The organism is Luteibacter yeojuensis, from assembly GCF_011742875.1.
Classification (GTDB): domain Bacteria; phylum Pseudomonadota; class Gammaproteobacteria; order Xanthomonadales; family Rhodanobacteraceae; genus Luteibacter; species Luteibacter yeojuensis.
This window is the reverse complement of sequence record NZ_JAAQTL010000001.1, coordinates 1,265,235-1,278,944: the sequence shown is the minus strand read 5'-3', so window position 1 is coordinate 1,278,944 and position 13,710 is coordinate 1,265,235. Positions and strand designations below refer to the sequence as shown.

Sequence of the window (13,710 nt, the reverse complement as noted above, 5' to 3'; positions counted from 1 at the left end):
GCGGCTCCTACAGTTCGGCTTGGGCTTCTCGCTACTAATAGAGGCTTCAATCTGGGTGGGACGCGTTCCGGTCCCGGTCCGCGCCCACCTTGCGGTCCAGCTTCCCGAAGATCTTCTTGAACGCCCGCGAGAACTTGCCTCGCTTGGTCTTGCGGGCCTTCTCCTCCTCGGAGGTGAGCCAGGCCACCTGGATCACCCGGCGCTCGCCTTCGTAGGGCAGGTGGCCGTGGAAGGAATTCTCGGCTCGGCGGAACACGGCGAATTCGCCGTACAGCGGCTTCAGCTCGGGGGCGACGACGTCGTCGATGTCGTTGATGGAGCGCAGGAAGCGCAGGCAGCCGTCGCTGGTGTCGGGCCACATCGGGTTGAGGTAGATGAGGGCCGTCGCAATCTTCGACTTGCTGTCGGTGTGGATGGTGCCGTGGCGCCGGTTGAGCAGGCGGCAAAGGGTGACCAGGGTGGGGTAGTTCTCCAGCCCTTCGATGCCCAGGTGCCGGCCGACGGCCGCCGAAAACTCCCGTGAAGTCATCTGCTTGACCAGTTCGTTCACCGACGGGCCGCAGTCGCTCGCATCGTAGGGAAAGAACCCCGCGCTGCCGTATTGAGGGAAATCGCGGTCGAGGTCGCTGCGGGCATCGTCCGGGAGTTGCCCGTGGGCGATCATGAACGAAAACGGCTCGTGCCTGATGTCGGTGTCGGGACGTTCCAGGCGGGTGGGGTCGAGCAGCATGCGGGCGGTTCTCGAGTGGATACCTCGGCCGGCATTGTATCGTGACGGAGCGGGTTGCCAGCGGCAATTTCCTACGCGTTCAGACATCGTTTCCGGTGGACAGAAAGCTGTCTGTCATCTATCATTCTTACCCGCCCAACGATTCCTTTTCCCCAAGGCCCACGAGCCGCTTCACGCTGGCTTGCGGGCCTTGCTGCACCCGAAGGCGGCCATCCCATGCGTACTCCTGCTCTGCTTGCTCTCGAAGACGGCAGCGTTTTTCACGGCCATGCCGTCGGTGCCCGCGGCGAGACGGTTGGCGAGGTGGTGTTCAACACCGCCATGACCGGTTATCAGGAAATCCTGACCGACCCGTCGTATTCCCGCCAGATCGTCACCCTCACGTACCCGCATATCGGCAACACCGGTACCAATGACGTCGACATCGAGGCCGACCGCGTCCACGCGGCGGGCCTCATCGTGCGCGACGTGCCCCGTCTCGCCAGCAACTGGCGCAGCACGGAGCCGCTGCCGCATTACCTGCAGCGCCATGGCATCGTGGCCATCGCCGGCATCGACACGCGCCGCCTCACCCGCATCCTTCGCGAGAAGGGCGCGCTGAACGGCTGCATCGTGGCGGGCGACGCCATCGACGCCGACGCGGCGGTGGCGAAGGCGAAGGCCTTCCCGGGCCTCAACGGCATGGACCTCGCCAAGGTCGTGAGTACCACGAAGACCTACCAGTGGACCGAGGGCGTCTACGACCTCGACAAGCAGGCGTTCTACAACGCCCCCAAGAAGTTCAAGGTGGTCGCTTACGACTACGGCGTGAAGCAGAACATCCTGCGCCTGCTCGCCGGCCGCGGCGTGGACATCACGGTGGTGCCGGCGCAGACGCCCGCGAGCGAAGTGCTCGCCATGGATCCGGACGGCATCTTCCTGGCCAATGGCCCGGGCGATCCGGCCGCGTGCGACTACGCGATCGAGTCGACCAGGCAGATCCTCGGCACGATGATCCCGACCTTCGGCATCTGCCTCGGCCACCAGATCATGGCGCTGGCCATCGGTGCGAAGACGCTCAAGATGAAGTTCGGCCACCACGGCGCGAACCACCCGGTGAAGGACCACGATACCGGCCGCGTGCTGATCAGCTCGCAGAACCACGGCTTCGCCGTGGATCCCGCGACGCTGCCGGCCAACGTGCGCGTCACCCACACCTCGCTGTTCGACGGCTCGCTGCAGGGCTTTGCCCTGACCGACCGCCCGGCGTTCTGCTTCCAGGGCCACCCGGAAGCCAGCCCGGGCCCGGAAGACGTCGGCTACCTGTTCGACACGTTCATTGCCGCGATGGAAGCGCACAAGGCGAAACGGGCGTCCTGACGCCCATCCCCGCCGTCCTCCATCCGCCATCGATTCGCGAGAAAAACACATGCCAAAGCGCAGCGACATCAAGACCATCCTCGTCATCGGCGCCGGCCCGATCGTCATCGGCCAGGCCTGCGAGTTCGACTACTCCGGCGCCCAGGCCTGCAAGGCGCTGAAGGAAGAGGGTTACCGCGTCGTCCTGGTCAATTCGAACCCGGCGACGATCATGACCGACCCGGAAACGGCCGACGCCGTCTACATCGAGCCGATCAACTGGCAGACGGTGGAACGCATCATCGCCAAGGAGCGCCCCGACGCGGTGCTGCCGACGATGGGCGGGCAGACCGGCCTCAACTGCGCGCTCGACCTCGCCGACAACGGCGTGCTCGAGAAGTACGGCGTGGAACTGATCGGCGCATCGCGCGAAGCCATCCGCATGGCCGAGGACCGCGACCTGTTCCGCAAGGCCATGGCCGATATCGGCCTGGAATGCCCCAAGGCCGCCGTGGCGCGCTCGATGGAGCAGGCGCTCGAGATCCAGGCCACCGTCGGTTTCCCGACCATCATCCGCCCGAGCTTCACCCTCGGCGGTTCGGGCGGCGGCATCGCCTACAACAAGGAAGAGTTCGTCGAGATCGTCGGTCGCGGCCTCGAGCTCTCGCCCGTGCACGAGGTGCTGGTCGAAGAGTCGGTGCTGGGCTGGAAGGAATTCGAGATGGAAGTGGTCCGCGACAAGGCGGACAACTGCATCATCGTCTGCTCGATCGAAAACTTCGATCCGATGGGCGTGCACACCGGCGACTCGATCACCGTCGCGCCGGCGCAGACGCTGACCGACAAGGAATACCAGCGGCTGCGTAACGCGTCCATCGCGGTGCTGCGCAAGATCGGCGTGGACACCGGCGGCTCCAACGTCCAGTTCGGCATCAACGCCGAGGACGGCCGCGTCGTGGTCATCGAGATGAACCCGCGCGTGTCGCGCTCGTCGGCGCTGGCCTCGAAGGCCACCGGCTTCCCGATCGCGAAGGTCGCGGCCAAGCTCGCCGTCGGCTATACGCTGGACGAACTCAAGAACGACATCACCGGCGGCCTCACCCCGGCCTCGTTCGAGCCGTCCATCGATTACGTGGTCACCAAGATCCCGCGCTTCGCCTTCGAGAAGTTCCCGGCCGCCGATGCGCGCCTCACCACCCAGATGAAGTCGGTGGGCGAGGTGATGGCGATGGGCCGTACTTTCCACGAGTCGATGCAGAAGGCCCTGCGCGGCCTGGAGATCGGCAAGAACGGCCTGAATCCCACCGGTCTCGACATCGGCAGCGAGGAAGGCTTCCAGATGCTCAAGCGCGAACTGCGCGAGCCGCGTCCGGACCGTGTGTTCCACGTGGCCGACGCCTTCCGTGCCGGCCTGTCGCTCGAGGAAGTGCACGAACTCACCCGCATCGATCCCTGGTTCCTCGCTGCGTTCGAGGACATCGTGATGACCGAGGGCGAGGTGCAGCGCCAGGGCCTCACGGCGCTGGACGAGCCGCGCATGCGCGAGTTGAAGCGCATGGGCTTCTCCGACGCGCGCGTGGCCGAGCTGGTCGGTACCGACGAGGCTGCCGTGCGCCACGTGCGCCGCACCCTCGGCGTGCGCCCGGTGTACAAGCGCGTCGACTCGTGCGCGGCCGAGTTCGCGACCACCACGGCCTACATGTACTCGACCTACGAGGAAGAGTGCGAGGCGAACCCGACGAACAAGGACAAGATCATCGTCCTCGGCGGTGGCCCGAACCGCATCGGCCAGGGTATCGAGTTCGACTACTGCTGCGTTCACGCGGCCCTCGCCCTGCGCGAGGACGGGTTCGAGACCATCATGGTCAACTGCAACCCGGAGACCGTGTCCACCGACTACGACACCTCCGACCGCCTGTACTTCGAGCCGCTGACGCTCGAGGACGTGCTGGAGATCGTCGACCTGGAGAAGCCGAAGGGCGTCATCGTGCAGTACGGCGGGCAGACCCCGCTGAAGCTCGCGCGCGCGCTCGAGGCCGCCGGCGTGCCGGTGATCGGCACCAGCGCCGACTCGATCGATCTCGCGGAAGATCGCGAGCGCTTCCAGAAGATGATCCAGAAGCTCGGCCTGAAGCAGCCGCCGAACCGCACCGCGCGCAACGCCGACGAAGCGCTGGCCCTCGCCCGCGAGATCGGCTACCCGCTGGTGGTTCGGCCCAGCTACGTGCTGGGCGGCCGCGCCATGGAAATCGTCTACGCCGATGCCGACCTCGCGCGCTACATCCGCGAGGCGGTGCAGGTGTCGAACGAATCGCCGGTGCTGCTCGACCGCTTCCTCGACCACGCCGTGGAAGTCGACGTGGACATCGTCGCCGACGCCGAGGGCAACGTGCTGGTGGGCGGCATCATGGAGCACATCGAGGAAGCCGGCGTACACTCGGGCGACTCGTCGTGCTCGCTGCCGCCGTATTCGCTCAGCGCCGAGGTGCAGGACGAAATGCGTCGCCAGGTGAAGGCCATGGCGCAGGAGTTGAAGGTCATCGGCCTGATGAACACGCAGTTCGCCATCCAGGGCGACGACGTGTTCATCCTCGAGGTGAACCCGCGTGCCTCGCGCACGGTGCCGTTCGTGTGCAAGGCCACGGGCATGTCGCTGGCGAAGATCGCGGCGCGCGCCATGGCCGGTCGCACGCTCGCCGACCAGGGGGCGACGAAGGAGATCATCCCGTCGTACTACTCGGTGAAGGAAGCGATCTTCCCGTTCCTGAAGTTCCAGAACGTCGACCCGATCCTCGGTCCCGAGATGCGCTCCACCGGCGAGGTGATGGGCGTGGGCCGCAGCTTCGGCGCCGCCTTCGCGCGTGGCCATGAAGCCGCGGGCATCAAGGCGCCGCCGAAGGGCAAGGTGTTCATGTCCGTGCGCGACGCCGATAAGGATCGCCTGCTGCCGATCGCGCAGGACGTGGCCGCTCGCGGCTACGCCATCGTCGCCACCTCGGGCACGGCGACGTTTCTCCAGGACAACGGCGTGGCGTGCGAGCGCATCAACAAGGTGCTGGAGGGTCGCCCGCACATCGTCGACCTCATCAAGAACGGCGAGGTGGTCTATATCGTCAACACGACGGAAGGCAAGCAGGCCATTTCCGACTCGTTCTCGATCCGCCGCGAAGCGCTGCAGCAGCGCGTCACGTACTCCACGACCGTCGCGGGCGCGCGTGCCCTGGTGCATTCGCTCGACTTCCACGCCGACGGCGAGGTCAACAGCCTGCAGGACCTGCACAAGGAGCTTCACGCATGAGCAGCACACGTCCCCCGCTGACCAGGAAGGGCGCCGACCGCCTTCGCGCGGAACTGGAGCAGCTGAAGGGTCCGAAGCGCCAGGAGCTGATCAATGCCGTGGCAGAGGCGCGCGCGCACGGCGACCTCAAGGAGAACGCCGAGTACCACGCGGCGCGCGAGCTGCATGGCTTCAACGAAGGTCGTATCAACGAGCTGGAGGCCGCGCTGTCGAATTCGGAAGTCATCGACACCGAGCGCCTGAATCCGGGGAAGAAGATCGTCTTCGGCGCCATCGTCGACCTGGTCGACCTCGACAGCGATGCCGAGGTCACCTACACGATCGTTGGCGACATCGAAGCCGACATCAAGCAGAACCTCATCGCCGTGTCGTCGCCGATCGCGCGTGCGCTCATCGGCAAGATGGAAGGCGACGAATTCGAGTTCAAGGCACCGAACGGGTTGAGGAATTACGAAATCACGGGTGTCCGCTACAGCTGACGCCGCGACCGTCGTCCCTGCGAGGGCGGGGGCTTCCGGCGGCTTCGTGCGGTGACGGACGAACGAGTCGCCGGGTTCCTGCCTCCGCAGGAGCGACGAGCGTCAGGCTGGATGGAACCCCTGTAGTCCGCGCGCAATCCGGGACAGCTTGTCCGGATTGCGCTGGGCGTGGATGCTGAGGATCTTCTCCCCGTCCGTGACGAAGGTCTGCGCGGATTCCAGCTCGCCTTTGATGTATCGGAGCAACGACCATTCGCCGTTGATGCGCACCACGCGCACCTGCACCTTGTCGCCGTAGCGGAGGTGTCCGGCATAGAACAGCTGGGCGATACGCTGGCCGCCGAGCATCGGTTTTGGGAAGCTCGTGACTTTTCCGCCGCCATCGCCGCTGAGATCGGCGTCCGCCGCCAGCATGGAACGCAAGGCCTGGAAGTCGCCGCGGGCCATCGCGTCGGCGAAGCGGCGCATCAGGACCCGATGGGCGTCCTGCGGCACGGTCTGCCGGGGACGCTCGTCGCGAAGCTGGTCCTTGGCCCTATGCACCAGCTGGCGACAGGCGGCCTCGCTCTTGCCGAGGGTGCTGGCGATTTCCGGGTAGTCGGCGTCCAGCACCTCGCGCAGCAGGAAGGCGGCGCGGGCTTCCGGAGAAAGGCGTTCGAGCAGCAGGAGGAAGGCGACGGAGACGTCGCTGGCCAGTTCCTGGAGGTCTTCCGGCGATGCGCCGTCGTCCGTGAGGATCGGCTCGGGCAGCCAGATGCCCACATACTCCTCGCGCCGCGCCTTGACGGCACGGAGCCGGTCGATGGCGCGCCGTGTCGTGGCGGCCACCAGCCAGGCTTCGGGGTTGTCGATGGTGTCGCGCTCGGCGCCGTTCCAGCTCAGCCAGATGTCCTGGACCACGTCTTCCGACTCCGCCACCGAGCCGAGCATCCGGTAGGCGATGCCGTGCAAGCGGGGCCGCAGGGCGGAAAAGGTCGCTGTGGCTTCGTTCATACCCATCAAGACGATTCTGCCAGCCCGTTCGTGACGCGTCTTGAGCAAAATCGTCCCTGCAGGAGCCGCTATGGCGGCTCCTGCAGGATGCCGCGGCGTTCAATGGGCGGGCATGATCAGCGGCTTGTCCTTGTCCTTGAGGATGAACACCACGAACTTCGCCGGTTCGGTCTTGCTGGCGTTGCGTCCGACAGTGTGGATGTCGTCCGGGCCTTCGTAGAAGGTGTCGCCGGCCTTGAGCTTCTGCTCCGGCTTACCCTTCACGCCCATCACGATGTTGCCTTCGATCACGTACAACATGGCGTGGGCGTCGTGGCGGTGCACGTGCTCGATCGCGCCGGGTGGGTAGTCCACGGAAATCATGGTGATCTCCTTGCCCGGATTATCTTTCAGCGCCTTGGTCATCAGGTCCTTGACGTCGGGCTGCGGAGCGCCGTCCGCCGGATCCTTCTGGGCGAGGGCGAGCGCCGGGGAAAGGGCGAGAAGCAGGGCGAGTACCTTGACGATGCGCATGGGAGTGTCCTCGGTTGGGGGCTCAGGAAAGGCCGGCCTTGTCCAGGCCCCAGGCCTTGTCGAAGGCGCCGGGGGTGGGCAGGAACGCGACGTTCGCGCGATTCCAGGCGTTGATGCACATGACCAGGAAGGTCAGGTCGGAGAGTTCCTTCTCGGAGAACTGGCCGCGCACCCGTTCGTAGAGTTCGTCCGGGATGCCGTCGGCGGGGATCTGGGTCAGGGCTTCGGTCCAGGCGAGGGCGGCGCGCTCGCGCGGCTCGAACAGCTTGGATTCGCGCCACACCGCCACGTGGTAAAGGCGCAGCGCGCGCTCGCCGTGGATCGTCGCTTCCTTGTGGTGCATGTCGATGCAGAAGGCGCAGCCGTTCAGCTGCGAGGCCCGGATGTTGACGAGGTCGTGGATCGTATCGCCCAGGGTGGATTTCCTGATCAGGGCGTTCAGCTCCATGAATTTCTTGACCATGTCCGGGGACTGCTGCATGTAATCGAGGCGCTGGCTCATCGGGTGGATCCTCTGTGGGGATGGCGAAAAGGCTATGACCGCCCCCGGCGCGGGAGTAGGTATCCGGGCGTGACCATGGTGTTGCCCGGCAGTCACCAATGGCCATGTCACAGACGGCGGGTCCGCTTCGTCTGTTGGATATGGACCCGCATACGACCGTCTACGAAAGTTTGCGCAGGCAGCTATCGACACGGCAGCCAGTCGACTCCGTCCTCAATGGACTTCTCGACGCGCTCGACGGTCTGCCGCCGGATGCCCGTGTGGCTTTCCTGATGAGCGACATCTTCGAGGCGGGCATCGACGAGGTGGCCATGTTGCTGCGCCGCGATGCCGGCGCTTGTCGTGAGCTGCTCCACGATGCACGCTCTTACATACAGGCGGCCGGTTCGTACCACGCCCGGCCGCAGAACGAGGATTTGCCATGAACTTCCATTCGCCGTCGAGCGGCGGGGGCGCGGATGCGCTCGCCACGTCGTTTTCCGCCAGCTATGCGGGCGTGATCGCCTTCATCGCGGTGGTGAACGAGGGCAGCTTCGCCCGTGCCGCCGACCGGCTCGGCATCGGCCGCTCGGCCGTGAGCCGCAGCGTGCAGAAGCTGGAACAGCAGGTGGGGGCGCGCCTTTTCTCGCGGACCACGCGCAGCACCTCGCTCACCCGCGAAGGTGAGATCTTCTTCGAGAACTGCCATCCGGGCGTGGAGCGTATCGCCCAGGCGCTGGACGACATGCGCGAGCTTCGTGACGGACCGCCGCGCGGCCAGCTTCGCATCGGCGCGCCGGTGGGTTTCGGACGCAAGGTGGTGGCGCCGCTGCTGAACGCGTTCCGCGATGCGTATCCCGGGATCGCCATCGACCTCCTGCTCGACGATCGCCCGTTCGATTTCACCGGCGATCGCGTGGACGTGGCATTCCGCAACGGCCGCATGGAAGACAGCCAGATCGTCGCGCGACAGGTCGTGCCGATGCAGATGTTCGTATGCGCCACGGCCGAATACCTGCGCGAACACGGGGCCATCGAAAGCGTGGATGCGCTGGCGACGCACAGCGGCATTCATTACCGCACGGGTTCCGGCCGCATCGACGAGTGGGAGTTCAAGGTCGACGGCCGCCTGCGCAAGGCGCTGCCCCCGGCCATGGAGGTGTTCAACGACACCGACCTGGTCCTGCAGGCGGTGCTGGACGGACGGGGGGTCGGCCAGCTGGCCGGCTACCTGGTCTGCGAGCACCTGCGCTCGGGGCGCCTGGTGCCCTGCCTGATGCAGTACGCGCCCGACGACCGCGGGCATTACATCTGCTACCAGAGCCGCCAGCAGCTGCCATCGCGTATCCGTGTGTTCATCGACTTCATGATCGGCGCCATCCGCGCCCTGGACCTGGAATGCGGCAGCATCCTGCCCATTGGTGCTGCCATGGCAACATCGTGATCCCCCGGACGGTGCTACCGGGCCGAGCGGGCCGAATCTAGGATGATTCGACGTTCAGCAGAGGTCACGATCATGAAAATCCTCGTCATTGGCGGTACCGGCCTCATCGGAAGCAAGGTCGTGCAGCGGCTGCGCGACATGCATCACGAGGCGATCGCCGCCTCGCCCCAGTCGGGCGTGAACACGATCACCGGCGAGGGCCTGGATGCGGCCATGACCGGGGTCGACACCGTCATCGACCTGGCCAACTCGCCCGTTTTCGTGGGTCCGGATGTGCTCGCCTTCTTCGAGACGGCGGGGCGGAACATCTTTGCGGCGGAAAAACGGGCGGGTGTCCGCTACCACGTGGCCTTGTCCGTCGTGGGCGCCGACCGGCTCACCGACAGCGACTACATGGTGGCCAAGCTCGCGCAGGAGAGACTGATCGCCGCATCGGGTATCGCGTACACGATCGTCCGCTCGACGCAGTTCTTCGAATTCATGGGCGGTATCGCGCAGTCGGCCGCCCAAGGCGGCAGCATCACGCTTCCTACCGCCTACATCCAGCCGATCGCCTCGGACGACGTGGCCGCCGCGGTGGTCCTGGCGGCCACCGGAACGCCCGTCAATGGCATGGTCGAGATCGGTGGCCCGGAGAAGTTCCGCATGTCGGAGCTTGTGGCACGCTTCCTGAAGATCATCCAGGACCCGCACAAGGTGATCGGCGACGCCAAGGCGCCGTACTTCGGCGCCTTGCTCGACGACGACGCGCTGGTGGCCGGCCCCGATGCGCACCTGGGGAAGATCGATTTCCCCGCCTGGCTGAAGACCTCGAAGTACGCCCGGTACGCTTCGGCGGCCTGAGGGACTCCCACGATCATGGCCAAGCCGACGCCGCCTCCGGTGTCCTTGCTCGACCGGTACAGCGGAGCCGAATTCGCCCCGCTGTACACGGGTACCGTTCGCGTCACCGGAGGCGATGCCGCGCATGGGCGTGCCTCCGGCATCGCCCAGTCCACCGACGGATGCCTCGACATCAACCTGCGCCTGCCCCCCGAATTGGGCGGGCCGGGTGGCGGGAGCAATCCGGAGCAACTCTTCGCCGCGGGTTTCGCCGCCTGCTTCCATGGCGCGCTGAGCCTGCTGGCCGTCCGTGAGCGCATCGAGATCCGCGATGCCACGGTCACCGCGGCAGTTACGTTCGGCCGCGACCCTATGGACGGCCTGTTCACGCTGGTAGCCCATGTCATCATCGCGCTGCCCGGCGTTCCGCGTGCCATCGCCGAGGCCCTCGTGCGTCATACCGAGCGGCTATGCCCGTATGCGAAGATGGCGAGGCAGGGCATCGAGTGCGTCGTGAGGCTTGAGAACTGATTAACGCTCCTCAGCCTCTTCCCTATTGCTCGTGTCGGTGACGAAGTATTCGTAATTCAAAGCACTTCGGACCGCATGCGAGCGATTGGTTGTAGCGAGATTCTTTGCACTTTCCTGGTTGGTAACAAACGAGTAATCCGACCGTCCGTCCAGGCGGTGGTCAAAGAAATGGGTCATTTCATGGTAGACCGCCGAGCGCCGTGAATCCCGACCATCGCTGTAGGCATCGAAGAACTTCTTGCAGAAGTGAATGTTATATGGGGTGTGATCTTCCGCCCATGCCATCGTGTCCTCATACCCTGGGCTACAGCCACACGTAGGCGAGATGACGCCATTGACCAGGCGCAATGCTGCAGTCTCTATAGTGCGTTTTACCTGCGCATTGTCCCCGGCTCCCCAACCCGGATCTTCTGGCATGGGTTCGGAAGGATCGTGCGTTCCGAACCACCGCGAATATCGCGGGTGAGGCCTAAACGTAAGCACGAAGTCGTCACCGGTGAACTCGTACACGTAAATCATGGTATTCAAGAACCGCTCGGCACGGGTCGCGTCGGCCCTGGCACCGATACGGGCGCTTTCGATGTCGACGGACTGCTCAACGTCGCAGGTCAAGCTGGCCACCTCGTCCGGAGCGCGGCGGATCCACGGGATAGGATTGCGAAGCAGAAACCGGACGCGGTTCGTCGATACGATGCCTTGGGCATTGGGAACGAAGCGCTCCAATTCGTCCAAGGGGGCCCTCTTCGGATCGAGCGAGGTCTCCAGATGCAAGTCGAACCGGATGTCATACCAACCCGCGCGTATGAAATCGTATTCCTTGGTCAGGTCGACCTCGCGCTCAAGTGTTTCCCCTGGCGCCACCTGTATGAAGTGAGCTAATCGTACCGCTCCCGTGTTCACCCGCCTGCCCATATATCTGACCGGCTTTCCCGTGTCGTCCGTAAGATCGAACACAGGCTGAGGTAGCCGTCCGTCCGGGGCGGCGAAAGGTGTCCACCAGCGAAAGACGTTGACCGGTGCATCGCCGGTGTTGGTTAGTGTAACGACAATGGTGGCGGGGCTGGGTGCCCTCGGATCCGTCGAGAGAGCGAGTTTGGCTTCGATACGCCCCGCGGCCATTGCGGCTTGAAGTTCGAAAGCCGTCATCAGGATGAAGGCGATCATTGGCAGAGTGAACCGTCTGCGCATTTGTTTGCTCCTGCAGGGAAGGCTGGATCCTGGAGCGGAGGGACAATCCTCGCTATAGGACTACTCCGAAAATGACCCGACCTAGTCCGGGATGTGGACGTGGGTCTCAGCTCGAGAAGGAGCGCGTCAAGTCGAGACTCTTCGCCTTGACAAGCCACTCCGAAGCCCCGCCATAAGACCAAGGTAGGGTGGCGCTTGCCGAAAACCTGCCTAAGATGCCTCCAGCGCAATTGCACCTTCATCTGCAGGGGATGACACATGGCTTCAGGCGGCTTGCTGGCGCGGGAACGTACGATCGCGGGACCGAAGTTCAATCGCTGGCTCGTGCCCCCGGCGGCGCTCGCCATCCACCTTTGTATCGGCATGGCCTACGGGTTCTCCGTGTTCTGGCTGCCGATGACGAAGCTGGTGCCGGGAGCGGATGCCGCGCTCTGCGCCGGTCAGGGTTTCGTCGACCAGCTCACCACTACCACCTGCAACTGGACGGTGCCGGCGGTCAACCACGTCTTCGAAACCTTCATTGCGATGCTCGGCGTGGCCGCCGCGATCTGGGGCGGCTGGCTGGAACATGCGGGGCCGCGCAAGGCCGGTTTCATCGCCGCCTGTTGCTGGGGCGGTGGCCTCGTCCTCGGCGGCATCGGCGTATCGATGCACCAGCTGTGGCTGGTGTACCTCGGCTGTGGCGTCCTGGGTGGTGTAGGGCAGGGGCTCGGTTACATCACACCCGTATCGACCCTCATCAAATGGTTCCCCGACCGTCGCGGCCTTGCCACCGGCTTCGCGATCATGGGTTATGGCGGCGGCGCGATGATCGGTGCGCCCATCGCCGTGAAACTGATGACGGTGTTCGGCAACGGCGTCGCGGCCGGCGTCGCGTCCACCCTGGTGTGCATGGGTATCCTCTATTTCGTGGTGATGTCGCTGGGCGCCTTCGGCTTCCGCGTGACGCCGAAGGGTTGGAAGCCGCTGGGTTTCCAGCCGGAGGCGGCCGGCGCGAAGAAGGCTCCCCTCATCACCCATCACCACGTCCACCTCAACCGGGCCTGGAAGACACCGCAGTTCTGGCTGATCTGGGGCGTGCTCTGCCTCAACGTGACCGCGGGCATCGGCGTCATATCGATGGCCAGCCCCATGCTCCAGGACGTGTTCGGGGCGGGCCTGCTCGGCGTGCATCCCACGGCGGAGCTGAGCACCGGGCAGAAGGCGGCGATCGCGGCGGCCGCGGCGGGCCTCGTGGGACTCATCAGCCTGTTCAACTCGCTTGGCCGCCTGGGCTGGGCCTCGGCCTCGGACTACCTCGGCCGCAAACTCACCTACGTGGTGTTCTTCGTGCTCGGCATCGCGCTCTATTGCCTGTTGCCCACCTTGGGCCACATGGGCATGGCGGGTGCCTTCGTCATCACCGTGTGCCTGATCATCTCCATGTACGGCGGTGGCTTCGCCACCGTGCCGGCCTACCTCGCGGATATCTTCGGCACGCAGATGGTGGGTGCCATCCATGGCCGCCTGCTCACCGCATGGTCGGTGGCGGGGATCGTCGGGCCGGTATTGATCGCTGGCGTGCGGGAAGCCCAACTCAACGCGGGCGTGCAGAAGACCCTGGTCTACGACCGCACGCTGTACATCCTCGCCGGCCTGTTGCTCGTGGGTCTCGTCTGCAACCTCTTCGTTCGCCCGGTCGATCCTAAGTACCACATGACCGAGGAAGAGCTGGCGCGCGAGCGTTCGCTGCAACACGAAGCTTCCGCGTCGGAGGAAGACCTTGCCGCCGTGGCTCGCGGACGGTTCGGCGCGGTGGGCACGCTGGCATGGCTCGGCGTGGGCATCCCGTTCCTCGTGGGCGTGTGGATCGCCCTGGAGAAGGCGGCCGCGCTGCTGTAATAACTCCGCGTT

Annotated in this window: 13 protein-coding genes; 8 read left to right on the top strand and 5 right to left on the bottom strand. The window is 65.2% G+C overall.

Annotated features, from left to right (window positions below; all coding sequences use genetic code 11):
- Window positions 1–46: 46 nt before the first annotated feature.
- Window positions 47–730 (bottom strand): 2OG-Fe(II) oxygenase family protein, encoded by a 684-nt coding sequence (locus HBF32_RS05595; protein ID WP_193570330.1) that lies wholly within the window; start codon window positions 728–730, stop codon window positions 47–49.
- A gap of 216 nt (window positions 731–946) precedes the next feature.
- Between HBF32_RS05595 and carA the strand changes: the two genes are divergently transcribed.
- From carA to greA, 3 genes are read left to right on the top strand one after another with little or no spacing between them, the layout of a single operon-like run.
- On the top strand, window positions 947–2,089 hold the full coding sequence (gene carA / locus HBF32_RS05590; protein ID WP_166698720.1) for a glutamine-hydrolyzing carbamoyl-phosphate synthase small subunit: 1,143 nt from the start codon (window positions 947–949) through the stop codon (window positions 2,087–2,089).
- 49 nt (window positions 2,090–2,138) lie between these two features.
- Window positions 2,139–5,366, top strand: coding sequence for a carbamoyl-phosphate synthase large subunit (gene carB, locus HBF32_RS05585; RefSeq protein ID WP_166698719.1), 3,228 nt, complete (start codon window positions 2,139–2,141; stop codon window positions 5,364–5,366).
- The gene (greA, locus tag HBF32_RS05580) at window positions 5,363–5,845 is read left to right on the top strand and encodes a transcription elongation factor GreA (protein WP_166698718.1); all 483 of its coding nucleotides are present in this window, start codon (window positions 5,363–5,365) and stop codon (window positions 5,843–5,845) included. Before carB ends, greA begins: the two co-directional genes overlap by 4 nt.
- Before the next feature lie 102 nt (window positions 5,846–5,947).
- Here greA and HBF32_RS05575 read toward each other — a convergent pair whose 3' ends face one another.
- The 3 genes from HBF32_RS05575 to HBF32_RS05565 all read right to left on the bottom strand — a co-directional run bounded on the left by HBF32_RS05575 (window position 5,948) and on the right by HBF32_RS05565 (window position 7,853).
- Window positions 5,948–6,838, bottom strand: a complete 891-nt coding sequence (locus tag HBF32_RS05575) for an RNA polymerase sigma-70 factor (RefSeq protein ID WP_166698717.1) — start codon at window positions 6,836–6,838, stop codon at window positions 5,948–5,950.
- A 99-nt stretch (window positions 6,839–6,937) separates the two neighbouring features.
- A complete protein-coding gene (locus HBF32_RS05570; protein WP_166698716.1) occupies window positions 6,938–7,351 on the bottom strand; it encodes a cupin domain-containing protein in 414 nt (137 codons plus the stop codon).
- Window positions 7,352–7,373: 22 nt separating this feature from the next.
- Window positions 7,374–7,853: a carboxymuconolactone decarboxylase family protein gene (locus tag HBF32_RS05565; protein WP_166698715.1), complete on the bottom strand. Its 480-nt coding sequence runs from the start codon at window positions 7,851–7,853 to the stop codon at window positions 7,374–7,376.
- A gap of 98 nt (window positions 7,854–7,951) precedes the next feature.
- Here HBF32_RS05565 and HBF32_RS05560 point away from each other — a divergent pair, with 98 nt between their 5' ends.
- From HBF32_RS05560 to HBF32_RS05545, 4 genes are all read left to right on the top strand, one after another.
- A complete protein-coding gene (locus HBF32_RS05560; RefSeq protein WP_166698714.1) occupies window positions 7,952–8,278 on the top strand; it encodes a sigma factor-like helix-turn-helix DNA-binding protein in 327 nt (108 codons plus the stop codon).
- Window positions 8,275–9,276, top strand: a complete 1,002-nt coding sequence (locus HBF32_RS05555) for a LysR family transcriptional regulator (RefSeq protein ID WP_166698713.1) — start codon at window positions 8,275–8,277, stop codon at window positions 9,274–9,276. The genes HBF32_RS05560 and HBF32_RS05555 overlap by 4 nt, the downstream gene beginning before the upstream one ends.
- A 72-nt stretch (window positions 9,277–9,348) precedes the next feature.
- Entirely contained in the window at window positions 9,349–10,119 is a 771-nt protein-coding gene (locus HBF32_RS05550; RefSeq protein ID WP_166698712.1) for an SDR family oxidoreductase, read from the top strand.
- 15 nt (window positions 10,120–10,134) lie between these two features.
- A complete protein-coding gene (locus HBF32_RS05545; RefSeq protein ID WP_166698711.1) occupies window positions 10,135–10,629 on the top strand; it encodes an Ohr family peroxiredoxin in 495 nt (164 codons plus the stop codon).
- On the opposite strand, the gene HBF32_RS05540 is transcribed toward HBF32_RS05545, so the two are convergent.
- Window positions 10,630–11,817, bottom strand: coding sequence for a M35 family metallo-endopeptidase (locus HBF32_RS05540; protein ID WP_166698710.1), 1,188 nt, complete (start codon window positions 11,815–11,817; stop codon window positions 10,630–10,632).
- Window positions 11,818–12,075: 258 nt separating this feature from the next.
- Between HBF32_RS05540 and HBF32_RS05535 the strand changes: the two genes are divergently transcribed.
- Window positions 12,076–13,698 (top strand): OFA family MFS transporter, encoded by a 1,623-nt coding sequence (locus HBF32_RS05535; protein WP_166698709.1) that lies wholly within the window; start codon window positions 12,076–12,078, stop codon window positions 13,696–13,698.
- Window positions 13,699–13,710 lie beyond the last annotated feature (12 nt).